Source organism: Microbulbifer aestuariivivens, assembly GCF_039545115.1.
GTDB classification, from domain to species: Bacteria; Pseudomonadota; Gammaproteobacteria; order Pseudomonadales; family Cellvibrionaceae; genus Microbulbifer; species Microbulbifer aestuariivivens.
Genome location: NZ_BAABRT010000017.1, coordinates 19338 through 45746 on the forward strand (window position 1 = coordinate 19338; position 26409 = coordinate 45746).

Genomic DNA, 26409 nt, shown 5'->3' on the forward strand with positions numbered 1-26409 from the left:
AAGAAAACAAAGCGAGGGCAAGAGATGGCGACCATCGAACGTGAGGGCGTGGAACTCCATTACACCGTGACCGGAAGTGGAACGCCCATTGTACTGGTGCACAGTTTCCTTGCCTCCAGCGCCCTATGGGAGGCGCAGATTCCGCTTTTGAGCCGCGAGCACAGGGTGATTGCCGTGGATCTCCGCGGGCACGGCGCCTCGGGCCCCATCGACGGGGAGATCAGCATCTACGACCTGGTGGATGATGTGATCGCGATTCTGGATGCGGAGGGGATCAAGAGCGCCATCTGGGCCGGGCTATCCATCGGCGGCATGATCTCACTGCGGGCAGCCATCAAGGCGCCGGAGCGGGTATCCGGGCTGCTACTTCTGGACACCCATGCCGGTGCCGAGCGCCCGTTGAGAAAGCTGCGCCACCACGCCATGGTGCTGGCCGCCAAGCTGTTTGGTATCCGCCCGCTGCTGCCGCAGGTTCTGAAGTTGATGTTTGGCCGCTATACGCTGGAGCACAACCGGGCGCTTGTCAGCCAGTGGCGCAACCGCATCGCCACGGTGCCCTTCGCCACCATTGCCGAGGGGGTCTCGGCGCTGTCGCGGCGGGAACCCCTGCAATCGCAGCTGGCGGGCATCCAGTGCCCGACACTGGTGATTGTCGGTCTGGAAGACCTGGCGCTGCCACCGGACTATTCACGGGAAATTGCCCGGAAAATCCCTTCGGCTACGCTGGTGGAAATCCCCCGCTGCGGGCACCTCTCCGCACTGGAGCAGCCGGAAGCCGTCAACAGGGCCATGCTCAACTTCCTCAAGGAGCAGCAGCCGGCGCCGCAAGATAAAGTCGCGGCGACCTAAGCGGTGTCCGCCACAGCGGCCCGGGCCTCATTAAACGCCTGGTACTGGGTGAGGTAGACACTACCGGACAGCTGCTGCAGGAAACCGCTGCGCTGCAGCGCATCCATGACCGGACCCTTGACCTCGGAGAGATGCAGGGTAATACCCAGCTCCCGCAGGCGCTCGTTCAAGGCCTCCAGTACTTCCAGCGCACTCCAGTCGATTTCATTGATCGCACTGCACATGAGAATCACCTGTCGAACCTGGTCATTGCTGGCCAGGTCGGCATAGATGCGCTCTTCCAGAAACGCCGCATTGGAAAACATCAGGCTCTCATCCACGCGGATGGTGAGCACCTCGGGCACCGTGAGCACTTTGTGTCGCTTGATATTGCGAAAGTGCTCAGTGCCCTCGACCAGCCCCACCTCGGCAATATGCGGCTTCGAGGTGCGAAACAGAAACAGAGAGATGGACGCCCCAACACCACAGGCCACACCGGCTTCAACCCCCATCAGCAGCGTGACCACGATGGTGACCAGTACCGCGAAAAAGTCACTGCGGGAAAAGCGCCAGGTTTTTTTTAGAATGGAAAAATCCACCAGCGTCAGAACCGCGACAATTATCGTCGCCGCCAGCGTGGCCTTGGGCAGGTAGTAGAGAAACGGCGTCAGGAAGATGGAGGCCAGAGCGATACCCGCGGCGGTGAATACGCTCGCCATCTGGGTTTCTGCGCCCGCGTCGAAATTCACCACCGAGCGGGAGAAGCCACCGGTCACCGGGAAAGCACCGGAGAAGGCGGAACCGATATTGGCCACACCGAGTCCGACAAGCTCCTGATTCATATCGATACGCTGGCGCCGCTTGGCCGCCAGCGTCTTGCCCACAGACACCGATTCCACATAACCGATAATCGAGATCATGATGGCTGCGGGAAGCAGTGCCTCGATCAGTGCAAGGTCGATGCGCGGCAGCTGTAGCCCCGGCAGACCTGCCGGCACCTCGCCCACCAGCGCCACACCGCGAGCCTCGAAATCCAGCAGCATTGCCGCGACGATGGTGGCCAGCACCCCCACCACCGGTGCCGCCTTGGTCAGCAGACCAGCGGTGTGGGCAGACAGGTTGAAGCCGCGCAGCAGCCGGGCGGCGCCAGCTCGCGACCAATACAGGAAAGCGATCACTGCGAGGCCGGTCGCCAGTGTATAGCCATTCCACTGGGCCGCGTTCTGCGCCAGCCCGGACAGCAGTGCAGGCAAGTTGTCGCCATTACTGCCCACGCCGAGGATATGTCGCAGCTGGCTGAGGGCGATCAGGATTCCAGAGGCGGTGATGAAACCGGAGATCACCGGATGGGAGAGAAAATTGGCGAGAAAGCCCAGACGCAACAGCCCCATCAGGCTCAGAAACAGGCCGGAGAGCAACGCCAGTAACGCCGCCGCCACCAGGTAATCCGCGCTGCCCTGCAGTGCGACCTCGCTCAGGGCGGCGGCACTCATCAGTGACGCCACAGCCACCGGACCAACGGACAGGGTGCGGCTGGTGCCAAACACGGCATAGGCCAACAGCGGCACAATACTGGCGTAAAGCCCCACCTCAGCCGGCACCCCAGCCAAAAGGCCGTAGGCAAGGGACTGGGGAATCAGCATGATGGTAACGATCAGCGCGGCCATCAGGTCACGACTCAGGGCCGTGCGATTGTATTGCCGCAGCCAGATTGCTATTGGAAAGAATTTAGCCACAGATTGCATCGGCCCGACCCTTTACCCGCGCTCCACAGAGCGCCGCGGAGAAACTATCCGGATGGCCTTCAGCGATTGATCAACCGCTGAAGGCCACCACAACACCACTGACATCGAAGCCGGCTGCGCGTGCTCCGTCGACAACTTCACGACCCTCTGCCCCCTGCAGACAACGCGCACCGGCCCAGAGATTACAGGAGCGGTTGCCGGTACGGCAGAACGCATGGATACTCTTGCCGGAAGCCAGCAACTGGGCAAACTGCTGGCAGTGTTCACGGGTCATCTGGCCACGCGCAAAAGGAATACAGACAAACTCCATCCCCGCACTCTCGGCAGCCGCCTGCATCGCTTCGTAGGTGGGCGAACTGCACTCGCTTTCCGGCCGGTTGCAGACCAGCACCTTCACTCCCGACTCCGCCAGACTGCCAAAAGTATCGGTCTCCAGCTGCTCGGAGACACTGACCTGCTCGTCCAGTTTTTGAATATTCATGCGTTCCTCTTTGTAATTTCCACTCTATAAAAAATACCCAAAACCTCTATTGCGGCGCGGCTGCGGCGCCCAAGGCGCATCAGAGTGCGTTGATGGGCACCTTCAGATAAACGGTGCCGTTATCTTCAGCCGGCGGCATCTGCCCGGCGCGGATATTGACCTGAATCGAGGGCAGAATCAGCCGCGGCATAGGCAGCGTGGCATCACGCTCGGAGCGCATGGCCACAAACTCCTCCTCGCTGATACCGTCACGCAGATGGATATTGCTGCGCTTCTGTTCGGACACGGTCGTTTCACACTGGTGCTCACGCTTGCCGCTGGGCGGATAGTCGTGACACATGAACATACGAGTCTCGTCAGACAGCGACAGCAGGTTTCTGACGGAGCGGTACAGGGTCTTGGCATCGCCCCCGGGGAAGTCACAGCGGGCGCTGCCAACGTCCGGCAAAAACAGGGTATCGCCGACAAACAGCGCATCGCCAATCAGCCAGGCCATATCCGCAGGGGTGTGCCCGGGCGAGTAGATGACGCGCCCCTGCAGTTCGCCGATGGTGAAGGTATCGCCGTCGTGAAACAGGTGATCGAACTGGCTGCCGTCGACGAGAAACTGCTTTTCCAGGTTAAACACATCCCGAAAGATCCCCTGCACCTCGCGAATATGGTCGCCGATGGCGATCCTGCCACCCAGCTGCTCGCGAATATAAGGCGCCGCCGACAGGTGGTCCGCATGGGCGTGGGTCTCCAGCACCCACTCCACGGTCAGCTGCTCGGACCTGACGAAGTCCACGATCCTCTCGGCACCAGCGGTACTGGTGCGACCGGATGCCGCGTCGTAGTCCAGTACTGCGTCCACCACCGCTGCACTGCCCCCGCGGTGGTCATAGACCACGTAGCTCCAGGTTTCGGTATCCGCATCCAGGAATGGCTGAACCAGGGGCTTGCGCTGTTGATTGTCTGACATGGCTCTTACTCCGCTCTCACTTCGATGCTTTGGTCCACTGTTTTAGTCCACCACCCAGCCTCAGCAGGGTTGAGGAACAATATACTTGCCGATAATATGTATTTCAATATAATGTTTCATTGTAAATTGTCTTGATAGCGGACAGCCTCATGCCAGACACTACGGAAATCAGCCTGGATAAAATGCGCGCCTCAGCGGGCAACGCTTCGGCGATGCTGCGCTCTCTGGGCAATCCCGACCGCCTGCTGCTGCTCTGCCAGCTGAGCCAGGAGGAGCTGTGCGTAAGCGACCTGGAGGAACGGCTGGATATTCGCCAGCCAAGCCTTTCCCAGCAGCTGGGCGTGCTGCGCCGCGAAGGGCTGGTTTCCACCCGCAGGGAGGGAAAGCATGTCTACTACCAGATAGCGGATCAGCGTGTGCTGAGACTGTTACAAACCCTGTATGAACTTTACTGTGCGGAGTAAACTGAACCATGACCATTGACTGGACTGCCTTTACCCCCTGGTCGGCGCTGGCCGGGGGAGCCATGATCGGGCTCGCCTCAGCGCTGCTGCTTGTACTGAACGGCCGTATCGCCGGAATTTCCGGAATCCTCGGCGGGCTGATCACACGCACCCCCGGTGAAACCGGCTGGCGGGCGGCGTTTCTTATCGGCCTGCTTCTGGGCCCGACAATCTGGGCACTGTTTCAGGCCCTGCCGCCGATCCGCATCGAAGCTGGTTACCCGCTGCTGATTGCCGCCGGCCTGCTGGTGGGTATTGGCACCCGCTACGGTTCCGGCTGCACCAGTGGTCACGGGGTTTGCGGCCTGTCGCGCCTGTCACCGCGCTCACTGGTGGCCACACTGGTCTTCATGGGCGGGGGCTTCGCTACCGTCTTCGTTGTGCGCCACCTGCTGGGAGTGTAAAGATGAATAAATCGATGATTTCCGCCTTTGCCGCCGGCCTGATCTTCGGCCTCGGCCTGTTGGTGTCCGGGATGGCAAACCCGGAAAAAGTGCTCGGTTTCCTCGACCTGTTCGGCAACTGGGACCCGTCTCTGGCACTGGTTATGGCCGGTGCCATCGGTGTCGGCCTGCCCTTCTTCCACCTGGCCAAGGGCCGTGAAAAAGCCGTATTCGGCAGCCAGATCCAGGTGCCGGTCTGCCGCACCATCGACCGACCGCTGGTACTGGGCAGCCTGCTCTTTGGTATCGGCTGGGGACTCGCGGGTTTCTGCCCGGGCCCGGCTGTGGTGGCCACAGGCGCCGGTGAAATCAAGGCCGTGGTGTTCACCGCCGCCATGCTGGCCGGCATGGGCCTTTTTACCGCGTTCAGCCGTCCTGCCGCCACCCGGGCAGCCACCTGAGCCCCCTTCTCTGATGCGGGGCCGCCACAGTCGGCCCCGCCCCCTTGCGGCAATCCTGTCATTGGCTCCCCGCCGTTTGCCATCCGCTCAGTTTGCCGCACTCTCTTTTGCGCAGGGCGCTCCGCTCCTTACCTCGCTGCCAACCCCAACGCCAACGCCAAGCCCAACACCAAGCCCAACCTTTGTCAGGCATCCCGGCGGCACCTTCGCTCTCCCGGGGCTATCTTCTTGTAGCGACTTGGAGCTAACCCTTTTCAGCTCCGCGGATACAGGCCGCTGTACTGGCCTGCCTACTGAAACATGAGGGGCCCGAGTACCCCGAGAGACGACGGCAAGGATGCGCGTGAGGATACGAGCGAGCCATCTTCTACCGCCATGGTTGAAGCGCTACCAGGCCCAATGGCTGGGAAGAGACGCCGTGGCCGCCATGGTGGCCACCATGATGATGGTGCCGCAGGCGCTGGCCTATGCCGCCCTCGCCGGCGTGCCACCCCATGTGGGCCTGTACGCCAGCCTCTTGCCTCTGGTGGGCTATGCCATGTTTGGCTCCAGCGCGGCGCTGTCGGTAGGGCCAGCGGCGGTGATGTCACTGATGACCGCCTCGGCGCTCTCCTCCATCGCCATTCCGGGAACGGCAGATTACTTTACCGGCGCGGTGATTCTGGCGGCACTGGCCGGGGTATTTTCATTTTTAATGGGGCTGTTGCGGCTTGGTGCCCTTGCCAATCTCCTGAGCCATCCCGTCATCAGCGGCTTTGTTTCCGGCGCCGCCACCCTGATCATTATCGGGCAGCTGGAGCCCATGCTGGGGATACATATCGATGGCGGCACCGCCTTCGAGATCCTGCTGGACTCCCTGGAAGAGTTGCCGGAGTTGCAGCCTCTGGCCATGGGCATCGGCCTCGCCTCGGTGGCGGTCTTGCTGTTCGCGCGACTCGCCCTGACACCTCTGCTGAGAAAAGCCGGGGTGCCTGCCGGCAGCGCTCACCTGCTGGCTCGCCTGACCCCAATGCTGCTGGTGCTGACCTCGATTGCTCTCTCCTATTTTCTTGAGTGGGACCGCAAGGTCGACGTGGTAGGAGCCATTCCCGCCGGCCTGCCGGGATTCGGCCTGCCCACCTTTGAGTGGCAACTCACCTACCCGCTGCTGTTGCCGGCGCTGATGATCGCCCTGCTGGGCTTTGTCGAGAGCCTCTCCATCGCCTACGCCATCGCATTGCGCCGCGGGGAGCGAATAGACCCCAATGCGGAACTGCGCGGCCTCGGCGCCGCCAACCTGATGAGTGCCGTCTCCGGGGGGTTCGCGGTGACCGGCAGCTTTTCCCGCACCGCGGTCAACGAGGAGGCCGGGGCGGTTTCCCCCCTGAGCGGTGTTATCTCGGCAGGCTTGATGGTACTGGTATTACTTTTCCTCACCGGAATTTTTCAGCAGCTGCCACTGGCCGTACTCGCGGCCACCATTATCGTCGCCGCCAGCGGCCTGATCGATGTGCGCGGTTTCATCCACAACTGGCGCTACGACCGCACAGATGGCATCGCCATGGTTGGCACATTTTTCGGTGTTCTGCTTTTTGGCGTGGAGGCGGGCATCGGCATCGGCATCGGCCTCTCGTTCGCCACCCTGATCTGGCGCACCAGCCGCCCCCATATCGCCGTTGTCGGCAGGCTGCCGGGTACCGAGCACTTTCGCAATGTATTGCGGCACACGGTCGAGACCCAGCCGGGCCTGCTGTTCCTGCGCATTGATGAGAGCCTGTTTTTCAGCAATATCAGCGCGGTAGTGGATCGGTTGATGAGCGAACTGAAACGCCACCCGGACACCCGCGACCTGGTACTGATTCTGTCATCGGTGAGCCGCATTGACGGCACTGCCCTGGAGCGCCTGCAGGAGGTCAACAGCGACCTGGAAGCCCGCGGCATACGCCTGCACCTGGCGGAGGTGAAAGGGCCCGTGCTCGACCGCCTGAGCCGCTCGAAGTTTCTGCCCGCCCTCAGCGGGCGCGTTTTTCTGTCCTGCTATATTGCCGAGCTGGCCCTGCGCCACGAAGGGAACAAGGGGGCAGGCCCAGAGACCGCCTGAGGCCCAGTCTTGTGACGCCCCTGTACCCCGCGCAAAGAGACTGGCAAAATATCCAGTATTTGGCGGCAGCTTCAAATCATGGCCGAACCCAATCCTGTATTGACGGACGAGCAGCAGGCGGTTGCGGAGCACCCCGGCGGGCACGCAAAAATTATCGCCGTGGCCGGCTCGGGCAAGACCACCGCGCTGCTGCACTATGTAAAGAACCGGCTCGCCTCTGGTGTAGCGCCACAGCGCATACTGGTTCTGATGTACAACCGCAGCGCGCGCGAGGATTTCGCCCAGCGGCTGGATGCCCTGATACAAGGAGCGGGGCAGGCCCCCAAGGTTCAAACCTTTCACAGTCTTGGTTACCGGCTGTATCAACGCATGATTGCCAGCGGGCATATTGCGCCGGCAAATCTTTCCCCCCTGCCCCAGTCGGTGGCACAGCTGCAGATCTGGCGCGCTATCGAGGAATGCGCAGCAGCGGAAGAGCTCGAGGACATCCGCGCGCGCAAGCAGTCCGAGATTGAGGCGGCAGAGTTCTTTATCGATTACGCCAAGACGATTCTGGATGGCGAACTGAGCGCTTTCCAGGAACTGAAGCTCGGCGATGAATATCAGTATTTCCTCAAGGTGTTTCACTGCTTCGAGGAGTGGCGGCGCAGTCAGCAGGCGGTGACCTATGCCGACCTGATCTATGATCCGGCCATTTTTTTGAGCCTGCACCCGGAAATCGCCGCGCAATATGGCGGTCACTTCGAGGATATCCTCGTAGACGAGTACCAGGACATCAATGCGGTTCAGCACTTTCTGCTGAAAGCGGTCCATGGCAAAAACGGCAATGTCATCGCCATCGGCGACCCGGACCAGACCATCTACGAGTGGCGGGGTTCCAAACCTGCCTATCTGTTGCGTTATTTTGACGACGACTTCCCGCCATCGAATATCTACAAACTGAGCCGCACTTTTCGCTACGGCCACACGCTCTCACTGGCGGCAAACCACTGCATTCAACACAACCGGGAGCGGGCAGATATTCTCTGCATCTCCGCTGAGAACACGCTCGAGACCAGGGTGGACCTTCATGCCTGCGACAATGAAGCCCACTGGCTTGTGGAGCATCTGCGCCGGCGCATGAAACAGGGGGAGTCGCTGCAACAGGTGGCCATCCTGGTGCGCCTGTGGTCAGCGGCAGCCCCGCTCGAACTGGCTCTGCTGGCTGCGAATATTCCCTACCGGTCAGCCAACCGCAACACGGTGCTGTCCCGCCGCGAGCTGCGACCGCTGTTCTGGAGCCTGAATATCGCCTCCGGCCGTTTCCGGGAATTGCCGCAGGATCGTCGCCGGCGCGGTCTCTACGAGTGGCTGACGGCCCCCCATATCCGCATACCGCGCCGAGTTCTGGAACCCCTGTGCGCCGATGTGGCGCGCCGGGACGGCAACTGGGGGCAAAGGCTCTATGAATTGGTGCCCCAGGACATCAGCCAGGCTCAGGCCAGGCGCCTCAAGCAGCGGGCCGCCCTGTTGCAGGAGTTCGAGCGCTGGCGCGGCACCGGCGGAGAATTGCTGCGCCGGCAACTGGGGGAACTGGACTATCTCAGCGGCATCGCCGATGACAGTTTTACCCGGCAACAGGGGGAGGAGCGCCAGCAGGCGGTGCTCGCCTTCTGCCAGTATCTGGACCGCTTGCGGCAACCCCCCGCGGAAGTACTGGCACACCTGCAGGAGCTACAGCGGCAGCACCAGGAGGGCGAACAGGGCGACGCAGACGCGGTACTGATCACCACCATGCATCAGGCCAAGGGATTGGAGTGGGATCAGGTCATCATTCCCGCGCTGAACCGGCACAATATGCCCTACCAGCCCCAGCGCGATTTCTCCACGCCAGCCTCCCTGGAGAGCGAGCGTCGCCTGCTCTACGTGGCCATGACCCGCGCCCGTCGCCACCTGTTGCTGCTGACACCCGCAGCCCCAACAAAGCCTGCCGATGACTCGGAAAGCCAGTGCCCGTCGCCATTTATCGAGGAGATGCAGCTGCCACTGTGTCACCGGCTGGCATCCGCCTTGCTGGAGCGGCCAGCTACCCTGCCAGGCGAGGCGCCGGTCACCCGGCTGGGGTTGCGCTACCTGAAAGCTCTGGGCTTTTGCCCGGAATTGGAAGCACCGGCGCGGGAGGAGGCACCTGCGGCACTGGTGCGCCGCCCGCAAGCGGGCGAAAACATTCGTCACCGCAAGCTGGGTTACGGGCGGGTGCTGCAGTGGGACGGGGAGCGGCTGGAGGTCCAGTTCAGTGACAAGGTCAGCAGACGCTTTGACTGGGAGCGGCTGCAGCCGTTTTTAACCTGATTTGCGACCCTACCCGGCAAGCGCCCGCAAAGCACTTATTCCAGCGAGGCGTTCTCGCTTTCCATGGAGTGGGCGAACTGCTGGCTCACATTGAAGAAAAGCGGGTATTCGAGCCCGGATTCCGGGTCGCGTACCTGCATTTTGTCGTAGACACCCTGCTGATCGTAGACGATGGATTGATCCAGCACCTGCAGCCCCTTTAAGCGCACAAAGGCCCGCAGCTCGGAGGTGGTAATGGTGTGATAGGCGCTTTCCTGTGAGCGCCCGTCACCACTGCGCTCAATGGAGTCCATCAACCCGTCCACCATGTAGCGATGGCGGTCCTCACGCTCGTGCTTGGCACTTCTGCCACTGCAGACGATGCCGATCATATGCGCCTCAAGGCTCATGTAATTATTCACCAGTACATCATCGACAAAGCTCAGGCAGCGCTCATAATCAGCCTGCTCTACAGACTGGTAGGCCTCTGGCAGACCGCTCAGGCGCACGCCGCCATAGGGGTTGTACTCCTCGGACTCACTGTAAGCGCGGCGCAGGTCGTCAAAGTCGAGGGTAAAGGACAGGCGCTGCGCCTCCATCAACAAACGCCGATACTCGGAATCGGGCAGCGCTGGCTGCGGTGCAGCCACTTCCCGCGCTTCCTGCGAGTCCTGCTTATCCTGCACTGGCGGCGCCCCGGCGCAGGCGGCGAGCAGAACCGCCACTCCAGTAAGCGCTGCCAGTCTACTCATTAGGGTCATGGGTGCTTGTCTCCGTTGCCGGTTTTTTTCGCCTACCAAACAGGCCTCTGCGGCCGGGTTCCTGCACCTCCATGTGGGGACGCAGGAATTCACGCAGTTTGTTCTGCTCCCACATCGCATCCTGATAACCAAGTTCGATCAGCTCACCAATAAAAGGTTTCTCAAACAGGAGATAACTGGCAGCCGATGCGCCGCCACCGGCTGTGGTGGCCCCCGTCGAGCGAAACAGCCAGCGCACTGCGGGAGGCAGGTTGCGCACTTTCCGCCCAGCCAGGCGTTCAAGGCTCTGAGAGGGCTCAATGACCGCGGACTCTACCGGGCGCAACGGCGAGAGCCCCATCAGCTCCTTCTCATGGACCGAATCCAGCAAAAGATTGACCCGGTCCAGGTGTTCAAGGTCACCCTCAAGACTGTCGATAAAGGCAGCATTGAACATCTGACCGACGATCTGCGCCATTGATGGCGAGTGTCGCGGCGCCTGGCTGCGTTTCTTGCCCCAGTGCACCGGCGAGCGGTTGTCAGAGACACCCACCACGAACACCCGGTTGGCCCCAAGGTGCAATGCCGGGCTGATGGGGGCCATCTGGCGCACCGCGCCATCGCCGTAATAGTCATCGCCAATCTTGACCGTGGCGAACAGGGCTGGAATCGCCGCTGAGGCCATCAGGTGATCGGAGGTGATTTCCGCGCGGGTGCCGTAACGCCGGAAACGGCGCCACTCGGTCAGCTCCTGCGCGCCCTGAAAAAAGCTGACCGACTCCCCCTTGCTGTAGGACATGGCATTGACACACACAGCGCGCAGGCGTCCCTCATCAATATTGCGCTGGATATTGGCAAACTGGATGACCTCCTCGATCAGCTCCCGCAGCGGGGAATTGTCGAGCAACGCCAGCGGACGTTGGCGACTGACGCCCTGATGGAACAGGGAGCGGCTGATGGAAAAGATATTTCCCAGCAGACTGGTCCAACTGCTGCGGTAAATACTGTCCACGGTCAGGCCCATCCACAGATCGCATAAACGCTCTACGGCCTCGCGAAAGTTACCCGGGTGGGAAGCCAGCAACAGCGCATTGACCGCGCCAGCGGAGGTACCGCAGATGATCTGGAAAGGATTGGGGTTGCTCTCAGGAGTCAGTTCCGCGAGCGCTTTCAGCACCCCGGCCTGATAGGCGGCGCGCGCCCCGCCTCCAGAGAGAACCAGCGCACTGGACTGATGTGTCAGTTTGGGGATTTCTTGCTCTTCGGCCAATGTCTCTCACCAGCAAATAGCGCCAACCTGCAAATACAGCGGAGGAGCCGGACGCCGCTCCACAATCCAACTTTCCCCGCACGGCAACAAGGGGACGGGACCACAAGAATAGCAGTATGGAAGGCGAAAAGTGACTCCGCATCTACTCTGGGTCTAGTGCCCGAACGTGATAACCCGAGGCTGCAACAGCCACCAGGCAGCAAGCCTTTCAGCGCTCCATATCCACCACATAACGGCCGATGCCCTGGCCCCGGTGCAACCGCGCCAGAAACTCTGGAACCTGCTCGAGAGCGATATCCTCGGCGATGCGGTCGAGGTGTTCACCGATATACCAGTCACCGGCGAGCTTCTGCCACACCTCCGCTTTGCGCTCCAGCGGCAGCTCCACACTGTCCACACCCAGCAGGCTGACACCACGGAGAATAAACGGGAAAACATTCGCCTGAAACTGCGCGCCGGCGGCCATGCCACAGGCGGCCACACCGCCGCCGTAAGCCAGCGACTTGATGACGTTGAACAGGGTGTCGCCACCCACAGTATCCACCGCCCAGGCCCACAGAGGCTTGGCCATGGCCTTGTTGGCAAAAGGCGCCAGAGTCTCCCTATCGAGGACCTTCCAGGCACCCAGGGCGGTGAGGAAATCGGCGGATTCCAGTTTGCCGGTGACTGCCGCCACCCGAAACCCCAGCCGCGCGAGCAGGGCCACGGCAATGGAACCCACTCCCCCCGTGGCGCCGGTCACCAGAACCTCTCCATCCCCCGGGCTGGCGCCAGCCTCCAACAGCTTTTCTACGCACAAACCCGCAGTGAGTCCGGCGGTGCCAAGGATCATGGCCTCGCGGGCCGTCAGCCCCTGGGGCAATGGCAGCGCCCATTCGGCGGGTGCCGCGATTCGCTCGGCGAGCCCCCCCGGGGTATTCATGCCCAGATCGTAACCGGTAATCAAAAGGGCATCACCGGGCTGAAATGTGCCACTGCGATCCTCGACCACGGTGCCGACCCCGTCGATACCCGGGGTATGGGGATAGTGGCGGGTGATCGCCCGGTTGCCAAAAGCCGATAGCGCATCCTTGTAATTCAGCGAGGAGTGGGATACCGCCAGCTGCAGGGGATAATCCGGCAACTCATCGACGCTGCGCTGGACTATCCGCTGATCGAACTTTCCGGGCGCCACTTCCTCAACCCACACAGCGCGAAATGTCTTATCCATGAACTCGCTCCGTTTACCTCTGGCTCAGTAAGTTTAAGACGGGAGAAACTCCGGCTTGATGCCGGAAAAACTCACTGCGCCTGGTGACGCCATGCCTCGAGCCGGGAGAAAAGCCGCATCAATACAGATTCCGCACCAGACTGTGCTGCGAGGCCAATTTTGCGGGCGATGTTTTGCCGCTCCTTGTACTCCACCTGATACAGGTCGGCATCGTTAGCGCGGCTTGTGAGGTATTCATCAGAAGTTTTCAGTTCATCCACCAGGCCGAGCTGCAAGGCCCGCTGGCCGAACCAGACTTCACCGGTGGATACTCTGGCGATATCCAGTTGAGGCCGGTACTCGGCTACAAAGTGTTGGAACAGCGCATGAATCTCTTCCAGGTCACTTTGGAACTTCTCTTTGCCCTCTTCCGTGTTGTGACCAAACATGGTCACGGTACGCTTGTACTCCCCGGCGGTGAACAACTCGAAATCCACATCGTGGCGCTTCAGCAAACGGTTGAAATTGGGCAGCTGCGCGAGAACTCCGATAGACCCCATCATGGCGAAGGGGGCCGCGAGAATACGGTCTGCAACACAGGCCATCATGTAACCGCCACTGGCCGCCACCTTGTCAACTGCAATGGTGAGCTGGATGCCGGCGCTTCGCACCCGGGCCAGCTGGCTGGCGGCGAGGCCATAGTTCGCCACCATCCCGCCGGGGCTCTCCAGGCACACCACCACTTCGTCACCGGGCTCGGCGACTTGCAAGATGGCAGTGACTTCTTCGCGCAACTGCGCCAGTGCACTGGCCTTGATGTCGCCATCAAAATTCACCACGAATACCCGCGCGCGTTCTCCATCGGGCTTTTCCGTTACCAGCGCTCGGGAATGGGGATCACCGGCCTCCGCATCCGCCTCCGCCTGCTCTGGAAGCGGCGTCTCGGTGGACTCAAGATTGTCATGCTGGACCTTCTCGGCCGGCTTCTGCTTTTGTTCCGCCTTGTGTTTTTTCTGCAGGGCCTTGTCTTTGGCTTTTTTCTCTTTGGCCATCTGCTTGCGCCGGTGGGCAAGCTCGTGCTTTTCCATCACCGCCTCAAGCAGGACTTCCTTCATCTGCTCGTAGCGATCATTCAGGCTGGTCACCACGATGTGTCCATGGACACGTTCTTTGAGCTGTTCGCGGTTGGCGACAATAAAAGCCACAACCACCAGCAGTGCAACCACAGCCGTAATCACCTTGGCCAAAAACAGGCCATACTCCATGAGAAATTCCACTTAAACTCCCGGTAAGATTCTGAAGGGATAAAACTTCACAGCTCTGTTAGCGCCACTCATCAAGCGCCAATGTCGCTTGCTGATTGAGCGGCCGAGCCAAGAGGCCGTTATGGCCGATGCGAACCTCATACACAGCGCCATCCGCCATAGGGAGAAAAGCCGCGCTGCCGTATACCGCATCCACAAAGGACATGCGCTTGCTGATACCGCGAAGTGACGCCCATACATCGACACCGTAGTTGCTGCCATCGAGCTCATGCACGGTACGCTCCATGGTGCGCTCGTCCTGCAGGGTGAGATAACGGCCGCTGACACGGTCCAGGCGATAGGCAGGCTGAACGCCCCAACGGGCCAAAGGCCCTTTCCACTTCAACAGGCGCGTGTCGAGCTGCCACTGATCGCCACGCAGTTCGAATGTCTGGGCCACGCCATCTTCATCGGCAAACTTGGCCTCGTAATGCTGCTTGTCGAGTTGGCGAAAAGAGAGAGTACCAATACTGTGCTCGTCCGCCAGATTGCGGTAGCTGTATACATCTGCCGCCACCAGCACAATCAGCAGGGCTGCTGCCAATAAAATCAGACCGACACTACCGCGGATAAAGCCCAGCAACCAGCTGCCACCGACGAGCATACGCCCGCCCCAAAAAACCAGCAGCAGCGCCAGCACGGCAATCAGAAAGGTTATGGCGATGTACATGCAGATCTCCGTTTTTTATTACGGTTTTCGGCTTTCACACTGTGCCGCAAAAGTGCGGATCAGCTGACCGGAAAGGGTTTCCGGCGGAGGAATCTCAGGCAACCGGTCAAACCGGAACCAGTCCGCCTGTGAGATTTCCTGCGGATCTGGTGAAATATCACCCCCGGCCCAGTCCGCCAGATACCCCAGCATCAACTGCCCGGGAAATGGCCACGGCTGGCTGCCCACATAGTGAGTGGCGGCAACCCGCACCCCCACCTCTTCGTGTACTTCCCGCGCCAGCGCCTGCTCGGCGCTTTCACCGGCCTCAATAAACCCAGCCAGCGCGGTGAAGTGACCGTGTTTATGGCGCCGGTGCCGGGCGAGCAGGCACTCCTCACCGCGGGTGACCAGCATGATGACACAGGGGGAGATGCGCGGATACACCGTAAACTGGCAGTGCTTGCAGGTTCTGGCCCGCTCGTTGCCATAATCCGCCGTAACACCACCACAGCGCCCACAGAAGCGGTGGTCCAGGTCCCAGTTCACAATCTGCACAGCGCGCCCGGCGAGGGAAAACTCCAGCTCGCTGATCTGCCCAAGGAGTCCTCGCAGCCCCTGCCAGGTGTGGCCGGGGACTTGAATCTGGCGGTTCAGGAGGTGCACCCCGCACGGATCACCATCCAATTCACCGAGATAGTGACTGCCGGTGACCTCCGCGGAAGTAAATGGCAGGTGTGCGTGTAAGGCTCCCCCAGCGTGACAAAGGAACATGCCATCGGCGGTGATCAGATGGTGCCTAAGGGAGGGCACCGGCCGCACGCCCACGGCGGGTACAAAGCGCTCGCTCAAATTCATTCCCCTGTCACCACGGTTTACCGCTTTTCACCGCGCAGCCCTATCAGGCCAGCTCCACCGGATAACCCAGGGCCTCCAGGCTTTCCAGGGCCAGGTCCAGTGACTGAGTATCCGCTTTGCGGTTCAACTTCACCTCGCCGAGGTAGTACTCAATACTGATAATCGCGTCCGCAAACGTATCCAGAGCCTGCTCGATCGCCGGCGCGGTATCCCGCTGGTTCATGACCGAATCAACAAACACGGCCAGGCGCTCGACGATAGCGGCTGCCCGGCTCAGGCTCAGAACCACCAGCCCGCCGCGAACCGAATTCAGGGTAGTGGACACATTGCGGATATGTCCGTGGTCGAAATCCGACTCGGCATAAGAGCCCAGAGCCCGTTTAATCAGGGAGAGTCCCGCCTCAGCCTCCTTCAGCACGGTGAGTTCAGCTTCCGCCAGCTGGCTGCGCTCGAAGACCATATCGGCATGGCCGTGCTCGTCCACATCGATACACGAGGACTGACGCAGCCCCTGAATAACGCTATCCACCACCAGCACCTGACTGGTTAGCTTCTGCAGCGACTCTTCTGCTGCAGCACCAGCGCTGGAGTGATACTCCTCGATAGCAGAGCGGAGGCTCTCCGCCACTCGGCGGAAATTCAGTAGGGCAAGGGCGCTGGCGATACGGCGCAAGGTTGCCAGCAGGCCCTCTTCCTCTTCGGTCTCGGAAGGGTCGATGGTCTCGGCACTGTCGAGCATGCGCCGCACGGTGCTGAGTTCTTCATCGAGAGCGGAGGCAACCGCGCTGATCGCCGTGGCTCCGGGGCCGCCGAGACTGGCGCGCTCCCGCTCGAGTTCCGCCTCGCTGTAGCCGAGAGGCTTGACCGAAAAGGCCTCCAATATGCGAGCCTGCGCCCCGGACGGGCTGGACAACGCCAACCAGTACAGGCACTCCTTTACCAGCATCGGCGGTGCGGGCTTATCCAGAGCGGCATCGCCCTCTTTCTGTAAATTTCGCAGGCTCCGATCCAGCATACTGAAGGCCATCACCCGGGAGCGATTGGTATGCATCTCTTTCGAGGCCATACCGCCGAGGGCCGCACCCGCCAGAGCCCACAATTTCCCCGATGGACGCCCGGCAGAAATACTCGCCACCCGCTGCAAAGCCCTGGACATCATGGTGAATGCCGGCTTGGCCGGTTTGCCCTTCAAAAGGGCCAGCAGGCCCACCTGATACATATGGCGGAAACGCCGCACGAAATGCCCAAGGTCCTCAGACATCACTGACGAAGACACAGCGCCAGGTACGCTGGCATCCACACGGCAGTCGAAGAAATGACTCTCAGGCACCGACGCCATGCTTCGAGCTGAGCGCAGGTTGTTGATATAGGGGATCAGCAGTTCAGGTCTGGAGAAGCCGCGATGCTGGACAAAATCCAGGTATCGGGTAAGGACGTAGAAGCCGATGCTCAGGCTTTCCATCACATCGTCGGTGGGCTCCTGGCGCCCCTCCTGAATATCGGCCAGTGCGCTGATCATCTCCTGACCGAGCAGATCCGCCGCCGGCAACTGCACCATTTGCAAAACCCCGCAAACCTGCTGCAGAAGGCCTATGCACTGTTCGAGACTGCGCAGGTTAGCGCGGTCAACGGCGTACTGGTCAAGATGCGACGCGGCGGTATCCACCGAGGTCGTCAACTCCTCCTTGACCAGATTCACCGACGTAATGTTGATATCGCGTAATTCTGTCACCACCAACACCACCTAACATTATTGTTCTTCATAATTAGTTCGATTATTGATCGCCCAGCCCAAGCTTATCGGCCAATGTATACCAAACTGCTGCAGAATCCACAGTTTCTGCTTGGAATTCCATCGATCAATCGACAATTCCCCATCCCCGGTCTAAAGCACTTGAATTTTCCCACTGAGGGAGTAGCTTTTCGCCTGCTGTGAATTACCCCCACCTGCCGGTCACAGCACCGGCGATCAGCTTAAACCACGGATGATAAGACTCTGCTTACTCCCGGGGCGAAGCCCTATAATGACCTGAAGCGCGCCCCCTAAGCCGGCACCCTGCCCAAGGATGTAAAAATGACGCGAAAGCATGGCCAGACTGCTGCCCCCCTAGGCGGTTTAAGTGGAGCCTTTTTCCAAAACTTTCTCGGTGAAGCCCCCACTTGGTACAAAATTACCATTGCGGCCTTCCTGATCGGCAACCCGATCATACTGCTCCTTACCGACCCCTTCATTACCGGCTGGATTCTCATCGGCCAGTTTATTTTCACTCTGGCAATGGCCCTTAAGTGTTATCCGCTGCAGCCCGGCGGCCTGCTGGCCATCGAGGCACTATTGCTTGGCATGACCAGCACCTCGGCGGTCTTCCACGAAGTCAGCAACAATATTGAAGTCATCCTGCTACTGATTTTCATGGTGGCGGGCATCTACTTCATGAAGGACCTGCTGCTTAACATCTTTACCCGCCTGCTGATCAGAGTGCGCTCAAAGACACTGCTATCGCTCCTGTTCTGCAGCCTGGCGGCACTGCTGTCTGCGTTTCTCGACGCGCTGACAGTCACCGCTGTACTGATTGCCGTAGCAGTCGGCTTCTACTCCGTGTACCACCGCGTGGCCAGCAACCAATCAAACCAGCAGATGGACCACGACCACTCCAACGATGAACAGGTGGTTGAATACCACCGCCAAGACCTGGATGAATTCCGGGCCTTTCTGCGCAGCCTTGTCATGCACGGCGCTGTCGGTACGGCGCTGGGCGGGGTCATGACGCTGGTGGGGGAACCGCAAAACCTCCTGATCGCCGAACGGGCGGGCTGGGGTTTTGCAGAGTTCTTCCAGAGAATGGCGCCTGTCACAGTACCGACATTTATTGCCGGCCTGACCACCTGTGCCCTGCTGGAAAAAACCCGAGTATTCGGCTACGGGGCGCGCCTCCCGGCGGCGGTGCGCGAGGTACTGGAAAATTTTGCAGAAGAAGAAGCCAGCAAGCGCCACGATGGTCACCGGGCGGAACTCTGGACCCAGGGAGTGGTTGCGGTTCTGCTGGTGCTGTCACTGGCCTTTCACGTGGCCGAGGTGGGCCTGGTTGGCCTTATGGTGATTGTACTTCTCACCTCGTTCAACGGTGTGATACAGGAGGCCCGCATAGGCCATGCTTTTGAGGAAGCGTTACCCTTCACCGCGCTGCTGGTTGTCTTCTTCGCTATTGTGGCGGTCATCCATCAACAGCATCTCTTCACGCCGGTCACCCATTTCGTACTGAGTCTGGATGTGGAGCAGCAGCCGGCGATGCTGTTTATCGCCAACGGCCTGCTGTCGATGATCAGTGACAATGTGTTTGTCGCCACGGTTTATATCAACGAAGTCAAGGATGCGCTCAATGCCGGAGAGATCGGCCGCGAGCATTTCGAGAAGCTGGCGATTGCCATCAACGCGGGCACCAACCTGCCCAGTGTTGCGACCCCCAATGGCCAGGCCGCCTTCCTGTTCCTGCTGACCTCCGTGCTGGCGCCGCTGATCCGCCTCTCCTACGGTCGCATGGTGCTGATGGCCCTGCCCTACACCATTGTACTGAGCAGCGTCGCCCTGTTCTGCGTGGTGTATGCAATTGCCTGACAGCTTACAGCCGCAGCAATGCTGCGAAAACACAGCGGGGGCTGGAAAGCCCCCGGGATGACGTAAAAAATAAAATAAGGCCCTAAACCTTAAACAGGCCCTTTCTGCTGGCCTGGAACCACCCACCTAACCGGTGTGCTCTCACCAGAAGTGCTTACCCGCGGACTTTGCCAGCAGGTCCAACATTTCCCGGTGGGCTTCCAGCTCTTCGGCAGTGGCCTGATGTATCGGCAGGGGAGAACGATCGGCGGCCAGACGATAAATGGCACCGGGAGATGAGTCCCTCTCCTGACCCTCGGCGCCTTCTTCCGATCGACTTTCGCCACCCTGCGCCAATGCCAGATCCGTCTGCCCCCCCGTCATCAGCAGGTAGACGTCGGCTAGAATCTCCGCATCCAGCAATGCGCCGTGCAGGTCGCGCTGTGAGTTGTCGACGAAATAGCGCTTGCACAGCGCATCCAGATTGTTTTTTTGGCCCGGATGCTTTTCCCGCGCCATTGTCAGTGTGTCGAGCACACTGCAGTGCGCGGCTACATTCTTCCAGCGCGGGCTGCGCAGCAGCTTGAGTTCCCAGTCGATAAAGCCCACATCGAATGGCGCATTGTGAATAACAAGCTCTGCGCCCTCGCAAAACGACATGAACTCATCGGCAACTTGAGCGAATACCGGCTTGTCCACCAGAAACTCGTTGGTGATGCCGTGCACCTCGATCGCGCCATCGTCCACCTCCCGCTCGGGGTTGATGTACTGGTGGTAATGGCGCCCGGTAAGCTTGCGGTTAACCAGCTCCACACAGCCAATCTCGATGATGCGGTGGCCGGTTTTGGGATCAAGGCCGGTGGTTTCCGTATCCAAAACAACCTGTCGCATACTCAAGCCTCCAGTTGGTCTATTCCGCGATTGGCCAGCTGATCCGCTCGCTCATTGCCGGGGTCACCGGCGTGCCCCTTGACCCAGTGCCAGTGCACTTCGTGATGTCCGATACTCTCATCGAGGGCGCGCCAAAGGTCAGCGTTCTTCACCGGCTTTTTGGCCGAGGTCTTCCAGCCATTGCGCTTCCAGTTATTGATCCAACTGGTGATGCCCTGTCGAAGATACTGGGAATCTGTATGCAGGTCGACGCGGCACTGCTCAGTCAACGCCTCCAGGGCGCGAATTGCGGCCAGAAGCTCCATCCGATTGTTGGTGGTGTGGGCTTCACCACCAAACAATTCCTTTTCTGCATTGCCATGCATAAGGAGAGCGCCCCAGCCACCCGGTCCGGGGTTACCCCGGCAGGCGCCATCGGTATATATGGTTACTTGCTTCAATGGACTGGTTATTTTCGTTGCTTGAATCGGATGCGGAGAGAAAGCTCCGCTCGCTGGCCCTGTCAGGGCTTGTGATGACGCCGACGCGCTGCTACCCGGGGGCTGGAGGGTACAGCTCCGAGGGCCGGCTTGCGATTAGCGCGCCAGTCAATCTTGATGGTGCGCATACGCGCCACTTCTTTGCGCGCGACTATGATGTAAAAGCCTCCCCATGGCAAGCGCCAGCGGGCTCCGCGACGCTCCATCCACATGGTCTTGGCCAACAGCTCACGATGCTGCAGGGGCAGGCGAAAAAATCCACGCTCCAAGGTGCCGGCCTGTAGATCCAGCAGGTTCATCCAGTCTTCCACCCGCGCTGCCCGCAGCTGATTGCCACGCTGGTGGGGGGCGCGATCGAACAGAAAGCGCGAGACCCCAAGCATTGAGAAGGGGTTGAAACCTATCAGCACCAGGTGCCCGCCCGGGATCAGCACCCGCGCGGCCTCCCGCAGCACCTGATGGGGATGCCGGGAGAAGTCGAGCAAGTGGTGCAACACCGCCACATCGATGGATTCACCCGGAAGGGGCAGCTGCTCGAAATCAACCAGCGCAGCCCCCTTTTGGGCAACGCTGGGACTCAGGCGAAAGCAGTGGTTGATGCGGCTGCAGGCAGCAAAGTCCACCTTGTCGGTGACACCGGCCTGCATCAGGTGATACCCGAACAAGCGCTCAATCAATGGCTGCGCGGTTGCCAGCTCCTGTGCCAGGATTTCCCCGCCCAGACTGGACAGGAACCAAGACTGCAGATCCTCACAGGAGACCTGAAGGTTTGGCTGCGCCCTCTTCGAGCTGGACTGTTTGGTCATAAGCACTCCTTTTGTACCTGCACAGGCGCGAGCCAGCCTACTGACAGCTTTTCTCTGACCGCCAGTTTTCGACCCAGCCCCCGGAACGGGTGCGTTCACGGCTGTAACACGTGGGGCAGCGACACTTTAACCGATCAGGGGCCGATACGGACTAAGCAGCCGCCCTATTTTGAATGGCTGCGGACCCTTGTGCTTCAATGCCCTGTGTTAGGGTTTCAACCTCTAGGGTAGCGGGGAACAAAAATGCTCACAATCTCGCCGATACCGGCATTTAGCGATAACTATATCTGGCACTTGGAAAAGAACGGGGAGCACTGGGTAGTTGATCCCGGTGATGCGCGACCTGTCATAGAGGCCCTTAAAAGCGCCCCTCTGGCTGGCATCCTCATTACCCACCACCACCCGGATCACACCGGCGGCATCGCGCAGCTGGTTCATCGTTATCAGTGCCCGGTCTATGGACCCGGCAGTATCGATGAGGTCAGCCACCCCCTGAAAGATGGCGACCAGTTAAGCCTGCTTGGCGGCAAGCTAGAAGTGCTTGCAGTACCGGGGCATACGCTCGATCACCTCGCGCTGCTGCTGCAACTGTCGGACGCAGAAGCCCCTCCACACCTGTTCTGCGGCGACACCCTGTTTGCCGGGGGCTGTGGTCGGCTGTTCGAGGGCACACCTGAGCAGATGTACGGCTCGCTGCGCCGCCTGTCCGACCTGCCGCCAGAAACCCAGGTTTACTGCGCCCATGAGTACACAGCGGCAAATCTGCGCTTTGCAGAGGCCGCCGAGCCGGGCAACGCCGTACTGCACAACCGGATCAGCCAAGTGGATAGCCTGCGCGCTCAAGGCGAGCCGACGCTGCCATCCACCATCGGCGAAGAATTGGCCACTAACCCGTTCCTGCGCTGCCATATACCGGCAGTGGCACGGCGTGCGGTCAGTCATGGCGCTGGAGAAAATGCAGATGAAGTCGGGGTCTTCGCCGCATTAAGGCAATGGAAGGACAATTTTTAAACAATCTGAGGGGGATATACCGTCCGCCACAGATGAGGTTTCGTCCACCAGCCTGGCCAACAAACAACCATTTGGCGTTGACCCGCCCCGAGGTATCTCTTTAGAATCAATCAATTAACGATAAAAGCTCAGGTTTGACTCTAAGCATTACAAACTTGGCGCCGACGCAGCAGTAAAAAACCCAAGCTATAACGCATCGCGGGCACCAGCATGGTTCATAAGAAATTCGCCGTTGCAGTCATGGCAGCGGCAGTGGGGGCCTGCGCGCAAGTGGAGAAACTCCCTATTGCGCAGCAGGACGACACTTACCAAGACGGCAAAATGGCAGCCTCCTCGCCTTCGGGCGCCGCCACTGCCGCTCAGGCCGACCTGGCTCTGCCGCCTGTCGATGTGTGGGAGCGGCTGCGGCGAGGATTCAGTCTCGAGCGCCGGCTCGACGAGCCCAAGGTAAAGGATTACGTGGCCTATTTCTCGCGTAATCAGGGCTATATGTCACGGGTGACCGAGCGATCCCGTCGCTACATCTTCCATGTGATCGAAAAGCTTGAGAAAGCGAACCTGCCACTGGAACTGGCGCTGCTACCCATCGTCGAGAGCGCCTACGACCCCTTCGCCTACTCTCATGCCCGCGCATCCGGCATGTGGCAGTTCATTCCCTCGACCGGCCGCGCATTCGGGCTGAATCAAAACTGGTGGTATGACGGCCGGCGCGATGTGGATGCCTCTACAGATGCTGCCGTTGCCTACTTCACCTATCTCTCAGAGCGCTTCAACGGCGACTGGGAGCTGATATTGGCGGCCTATAATGCCGGTGAGGGTACCGTGCGCCGCGCCGTGCAGCGCAATGAGCGCCGGGGCCGCGGCACCACTTTCTGGGATCTTAAACTGCCCCGGGAAACACAGCGTTACGTGCCCCAGCTACTGGCGCTGGCGGAGGTGGTATCCCGCTCTGATTACTACCGCGTATCCCTGCACGATGTGGCCAACGAACCCTATTACGCAAAAGTGGACGTGGGCAGCCAGATTGATCTGGCCCAGGCCGCCGATCTGGCAAAAATCGAAATTGAAGAGCTCTACCTGCTCAATCCGGGCTTCAACCGCTGGGCCACCGACCCCAACGGCAAGCATGAGCTGTTGATCCCCGCAGACCGCCGGGAAACCTTCCAGCTGGCCCTTAATGATTTACCGGTAGAGCAACGGGTCAACTGGCAGCGCTACAAGATCTCCTCTGGCGACACGCTTTCCACCATCGCCCGCCGCTATCAAACCACTGTGGCGGCGATTCGCGAGGCCAACAAACTGCGCGGCAACACCATCCGCGCAGGCCAGACCCTGCTAATCCCCAGTGCTTCAGGTCCAGCCGGGCAGTATGCCTATGCGCTGGATGAACGGGTCCAACGCCGGCAAGCCTCCGGCCAGGGCACCAAGACGACTTACACGGTTCGCCCGGGGGACACCCTTTGGGGTATCGCCCGCACCATGGATGTCGGTGTTAGGGAGCTGGCAAAATGGAACAGCATGGCCCCCGGCGACACTCTGCGCCCTGGTCGCAAGCTGGTGGCTTACAGCTCCGGGCAGAGCGACAGCCGCACGACACGGAAACTCTCCTACCGGGTGCGCAATGGCGATTCGCTGTACCGGATAGCACAGAAGTTCAGCATTGATGTCAGCGACATCTTGCGCTGGAACAAAATCAGCAAGTCCAGTTATCTCCAGCCCGGCCAGCGCTTGACCCTGTTTGTCGACAGCGCCAACAGCTGAGGATAAATATCCCTCCCCACTGCAACAAAAAAGCCCGCTAACGCGGGCTTTTTTGTTGGCGGGAGCACTTGAATTCTCCGCATGCAATTACCGGTTCACCAATCTTCAAGATGGGCAGGACAGACAGGCATGCGGCAGTCAGTAACAAGCGAAAACAGTAACACAGCACCCCGGCACTCACATTCCAACAAGGCCGGGGCGCGGCACGAATCAACTCACTGACTGATTATTTCCAGATCCGCCTCATTCGTCAGCAGTTGCTGCACGGCAATCAACTCGGAATCACCGATCATCGAAGCGAGCTGCTGCATCAGGGCTTCACGCTGCTCTTTACTCTGGCCGGTCAGCTCGCCCTCACGGACCTCGTTGAGTCGCAGAACTACCTGGTCGCCGGTTTCGGTAGCGAAGATGCTGATCAGGGCATCACGGGAAGCTGGCGCCGGCAATTCGAAGGCCTGCGCGACAATCTCCCCACGCTGCCCGAAGCCACCGCGACGAGTACCTTCACTCTTCTCCAGAGTCAGGCCCTTGTCCTCTGCCAGCGCGGCAAAGTCCTCGCCACCCTGCAGGGCCTTTTCCATGGAACGGGCCTCGCCGGCCAACTGAGTACTGGCCTTATCACGCTTCAGGCGCTCCACGATCTGCTCGCGGACCTCTTCCAGCGGATATGTACCCTCCGGCTTATGCTCTACCACACGCAGTATCACTGAGTGTTCGTTGGTCAGGTTAAGCACGTCAGAGGTATTGCCATCCAGCATGACTTCCGGTGCAAAAGCCGCATCAATCACCTGGCGGTTTGACGCAATACCGGAACCGCCCTGCCGATCAAATGCTTCTGAAGTTTTCACACTGACGCCGAGTTCTTCTGCCGGTCCTGCAAGGCTCTCTGCGTTGTAGGCCAGATCCGCCAAGCGTGACAGTACGCCGACAAACTCGCGCTCAGCCTCTGCCGTCTGCAACTGCTGGCGAATAGCTGCAGAGCGCTCCTCAAAGGTGGGCGCCTCACCGTCGGCAATCTCAGTGAGCTTGATAAAGTGAGTGCCGCTGTCGGTCTCAACCGGTTCAGACACCTGCCCTAATTCCAGTGTGGCCAGTGCCGCTTCAAATGTCTCCGGAAAAACATCTCCAGAGGTGAAACCCAGGTCACCGCCATCATCACGGGAGCCGATATCATCGGAGTAACTCTTTGCCAGCTCTGCGAAGTCTTCACCCGCAGCCAGCTTCGATTGGATTTCCTCAACCTGCTCAGCCGTGGGTTCTTCGAGAAGGATATGAGAGACGCGACGTCTCTTGCTAGCGGCAAAGGCTTTCAGCTCCTGTTCGTACTGCGCGCGCACGTCCTGCTCGGAGACCTCAATATTGGCCGCAAACATTTCCGGCTTCAGCTCGATATATTCAATCGCCACCTGTTCCGGTCGAGCGAAATCATTCTGGTTTTCATCGTAGAACTGCTGAACCTCCTCCTCAGAAACCTCTATACCAGCGGTCAGAGGGGCAACGGGCAACACGACGTAATCAAAATCCCTTTCTTCCATGGAGATGGCAACCACCTCCTCAGCATTCGCCCGGGTTGTGAATGCACTGTCGGTCACAGCATTAGCGTACTGCTGCAGAATCAAGTCGCGCTCCATAATCTGGCGAAAGCCGGCCGGGCTAAAACGGTTTTGGGCCAGCCATGTACGGTAGGTCTGCGGATCAAACTGGCCATTTACCTGAAATGCGGGAATCTGGACTATTTGACGGTCCACTGCCGCGGTACTCATTGCCATACCGCCATCTGCGGCGGCCTGCCGTATCAGCTCACTGTTGACCAATTGCTGCAATACTGGCCCGCGCAACTGTTCATCGCTCAGCAGCTCGGCGGGGACATTTTCCCCATATTGGCCCGTGATCACCGCACGACGATTCTGGATAGCGCGCTGCAGATCCTGATTGGTAATCTTTTCCCCGTTGACCTCGGCAACCGCATCGGCTGCGCCGCCACTGGTACCGCTAAAGAAATCGATACCACCAATCACCATAATGAAACCGAAAAAGGCGGCAACAATAATGGCTGCGGTGCCCTTCAGGTTATCTCGCATGGACTGAAGCATGCTCAGCTCCGAAA

23 protein-coding genes are annotated in these 26409 nt (G+C 59.9%); 9 read left to right on the top strand and 14 right to left on the bottom strand.

Annotation, left to right across the window (positions count from 1 at the left end; genetic code table 11):
- Positions 1–24: 24 nt before the first annotated feature.
- Positions 25–849 carry an alpha/beta fold hydrolase gene (locus ABEA58_RS10655; protein WP_345551344.1) on the top strand — a complete coding sequence of 275 codons (825 nt, stop codon included), beginning with the start codon at positions 25–27 and terminating at the stop codon, positions 847–849.
- Here ABEA58_RS10655 and ABEA58_RS10660 read toward each other — a convergent pair.
- The 3 genes from ABEA58_RS10660 to ABEA58_RS10670 all read right to left on the bottom strand — a co-directional run bounded on the left by ABEA58_RS10660 (position 846) and on the right by ABEA58_RS10670 (position 4015).
- A complete protein-coding gene (locus ABEA58_RS10660) occupies positions 846–2573 on the bottom strand; it encodes a SulP family inorganic anion transporter (RefSeq protein ID WP_345551346.1) in 1728 nt (575 codons plus the stop codon). The genes ABEA58_RS10655 and ABEA58_RS10660 overlap by 4 nt on opposite strands.
- A gap of 70 nt (positions 2574–2643) precedes the next feature.
- Complete coding sequence (locus ABEA58_RS10665) at positions 2644–3054, bottom strand: protein tyrosine phosphatase family protein (RefSeq protein WP_345551348.1); 411 nt, start codon at positions 3052–3054, stop codon at positions 2644–2646.
- A gap of 79 nt (positions 3055–3133) precedes the next feature.
- A complete protein-coding gene (locus tag ABEA58_RS10670; protein WP_345551350.1) occupies positions 3134–4015 on the bottom strand; it encodes an MBL fold metallo-hydrolase in 882 nt (293 codons plus the stop codon).
- 149 nt (positions 4016–4164) lie between these two features.
- On the opposite strand from ABEA58_RS10670, the gene ABEA58_RS10675 reads away from it, so the two are divergent.
- The 5 genes from ABEA58_RS10675 (at position 4165) to ABEA58_RS10695 (ending at position 9773) form a co-directional block, all read left to right on the top strand.
- Positions 4165–4479, top strand: a complete 315-nt coding sequence (locus ABEA58_RS10675; RefSeq protein ID WP_345551352.1) for an ArsR/SmtB family transcription factor — start codon at positions 4165–4167, stop codon at positions 4477–4479.
- A gap of 8 nt (positions 4480–4487) precedes the next feature.
- On the top strand, positions 4488–4922 hold the full coding sequence (locus ABEA58_RS10680; protein WP_345551353.1) for a YeeE/YedE family protein: 435 nt from the start codon (positions 4488–4490) through the stop codon (positions 4920–4922).
- A gap of 2 nt (positions 4923–4924) precedes the next feature.
- On the top strand, positions 4925–5362 hold the full coding sequence (locus ABEA58_RS10685; RefSeq protein WP_345551355.1) for a DUF6691 family protein: 438 nt from the start codon (positions 4925–4927) through the stop codon (positions 5360–5362).
- A 343-nt stretch (positions 5363–5705) separates the two neighbouring features.
- Positions 5706–7442, top strand: coding sequence for a SulP family inorganic anion transporter (locus ABEA58_RS10690; RefSeq protein WP_345551357.1), 1737 nt, complete (start codon positions 5706–5708; stop codon positions 7440–7442).
- A 78-nt stretch (positions 7443–7520) separates the two neighbouring features.
- A complete protein-coding gene (locus ABEA58_RS10695; protein WP_345551359.1) occupies positions 7521–9773 on the top strand; it encodes an ATP-dependent helicase in 2253 nt (750 codons plus the stop codon).
- 35 nt (positions 9774–9808) lie between these two features.
- Here ABEA58_RS10695 and ABEA58_RS10700 read toward each other — a convergent pair whose 3' ends face one another.
- The 7 genes from ABEA58_RS10700 to ABEA58_RS10730 all read right to left on the bottom strand — a co-directional run bounded on the left by ABEA58_RS10700 (position 9809) and on the right by ABEA58_RS10730 (position 17494).
- Positions 9809–10504: a DUF4919 domain-containing protein gene (locus ABEA58_RS10700; protein WP_345551361.1), complete on the bottom strand. Its 696-nt coding sequence runs from the start codon at positions 10502–10504 to the stop codon at positions 9809–9811.
- Complete coding sequence (locus tag ABEA58_RS10705) at positions 10497–11762, bottom strand: patatin-like phospholipase family protein (RefSeq protein WP_345551363.1); 1266 nt, start codon at positions 11760–11762, stop codon at positions 10497–10499. The genes ABEA58_RS10700 and ABEA58_RS10705 overlap by 8 nt, the downstream gene beginning before the upstream one ends.
- A 208-nt stretch (positions 11763–11970) precedes the next feature.
- Positions 11971–12972: a YhdH/YhfP family quinone oxidoreductase gene (locus ABEA58_RS10710; protein WP_345551365.1), complete on the bottom strand. Its 1002-nt coding sequence runs from the start codon at positions 12970–12972 to the stop codon at positions 11971–11973.
- Between the two features lie 71 nt (positions 12973–13043).
- A complete protein-coding gene (sohB, locus tag ABEA58_RS10715) occupies positions 13044–14228 on the bottom strand; it encodes a protease SohB (protein ID WP_345551367.1) in 1185 nt (394 codons plus the stop codon).
- A gap of 46 nt (positions 14229–14274) precedes the next feature.
- Positions 14275–14925, bottom strand: a complete 651-nt coding sequence (locus ABEA58_RS10720) for a cation/multidrug efflux pump (protein WP_345551369.1) — start codon at positions 14923–14925, stop codon at positions 14275–14277.
- Positions 14926–14943: 18 nt separating this feature from the next.
- Complete coding sequence (gene nudC, locus ABEA58_RS10725; RefSeq protein WP_345551371.1) at positions 14944–15762, bottom strand: NAD(+) diphosphatase; 819 nt, start codon at positions 15760–15762, stop codon at positions 14944–14946.
- A 43-nt stretch (positions 15763–15805) separates the two neighbouring features.
- Entirely contained in the window at positions 15806–17494 is a 1689-nt protein-coding gene (locus tag ABEA58_RS10730) for a FimL-related protein (RefSeq protein ID WP_345551373.1), read from the bottom strand.
- A 342-nt stretch (positions 17495–17836) separates the two neighbouring features.
- Here ABEA58_RS10730 and nhaB point away from each other — a divergent pair, with 342 nt between their 5' ends.
- On the top strand, positions 17837–19375 hold the full coding sequence (gene nhaB / locus ABEA58_RS10735; protein ID WP_345551375.1) for a sodium/proton antiporter NhaB: 1539 nt from the start codon (positions 17837–17839) through the stop codon (positions 19373–19375).
- Between the two features lie 141 nt (positions 19376–19516).
- Here the strand turns inward: nhaB and dnaQ are convergent, their stop codons facing one another.
- The 3 genes from dnaQ to ABEA58_RS10750 form a co-directional block, all read right to left on the bottom strand.
- The gene (gene dnaQ / locus ABEA58_RS10740) at positions 19517–20245 is read right to left on the bottom strand and encodes a DNA polymerase III subunit epsilon (RefSeq protein WP_345551377.1); all 729 of its coding nucleotides are present in this window, start codon (positions 20243–20245) and stop codon (positions 19517–19519) included.
- 2 nt (positions 20246–20247) lie between these two features.
- The gene (gene rnhA / locus ABEA58_RS10745; RefSeq protein ID WP_345551379.1) at positions 20248–20685 is read right to left on the bottom strand and encodes a ribonuclease HI; all 438 of its coding nucleotides are present in this window, start codon (positions 20683–20685) and stop codon (positions 20248–20250) included.
- Between the two features lie 62 nt (positions 20686–20747).
- Entirely contained in the window at positions 20748–21530 is a 783-nt protein-coding gene (locus ABEA58_RS10750) for a methyltransferase domain-containing protein (RefSeq protein WP_345551381.1), read from the bottom strand.
- Between the two features lie 243 nt (positions 21531–21773).
- Here ABEA58_RS10750 and gloB point away from each other — a divergent pair, with 243 nt between their 5' ends.
- On the top strand, positions 21774–22541 hold the full coding sequence (gloB, locus tag ABEA58_RS10755) for a hydroxyacylglutathione hydrolase (protein WP_345551383.1): 768 nt from the start codon (positions 21774–21776) through the stop codon (positions 22539–22541).
- 210 nt (positions 22542–22751) lie between these two features.
- Complete coding sequence (locus tag ABEA58_RS10760; protein WP_345551385.1) at positions 22752–24302, top strand: LysM peptidoglycan-binding domain-containing protein; 1551 nt, start codon at positions 22752–22754, stop codon at positions 24300–24302.
- A gap of 215 nt (positions 24303–24517) precedes the next feature.
- Here the strand turns inward: ABEA58_RS10760 and ABEA58_RS10765 are convergent, their stop codons facing one another.
- On the bottom strand, positions 24518–26395 hold the full coding sequence (locus tag ABEA58_RS10765; protein ID WP_345551387.1) for a SurA N-terminal domain-containing protein: 1878 nt from the start codon (positions 26393–26395) through the stop codon (positions 24518–24520).
- Between the last annotated feature and the right edge of the window lie 14 nt (positions 26396–26409).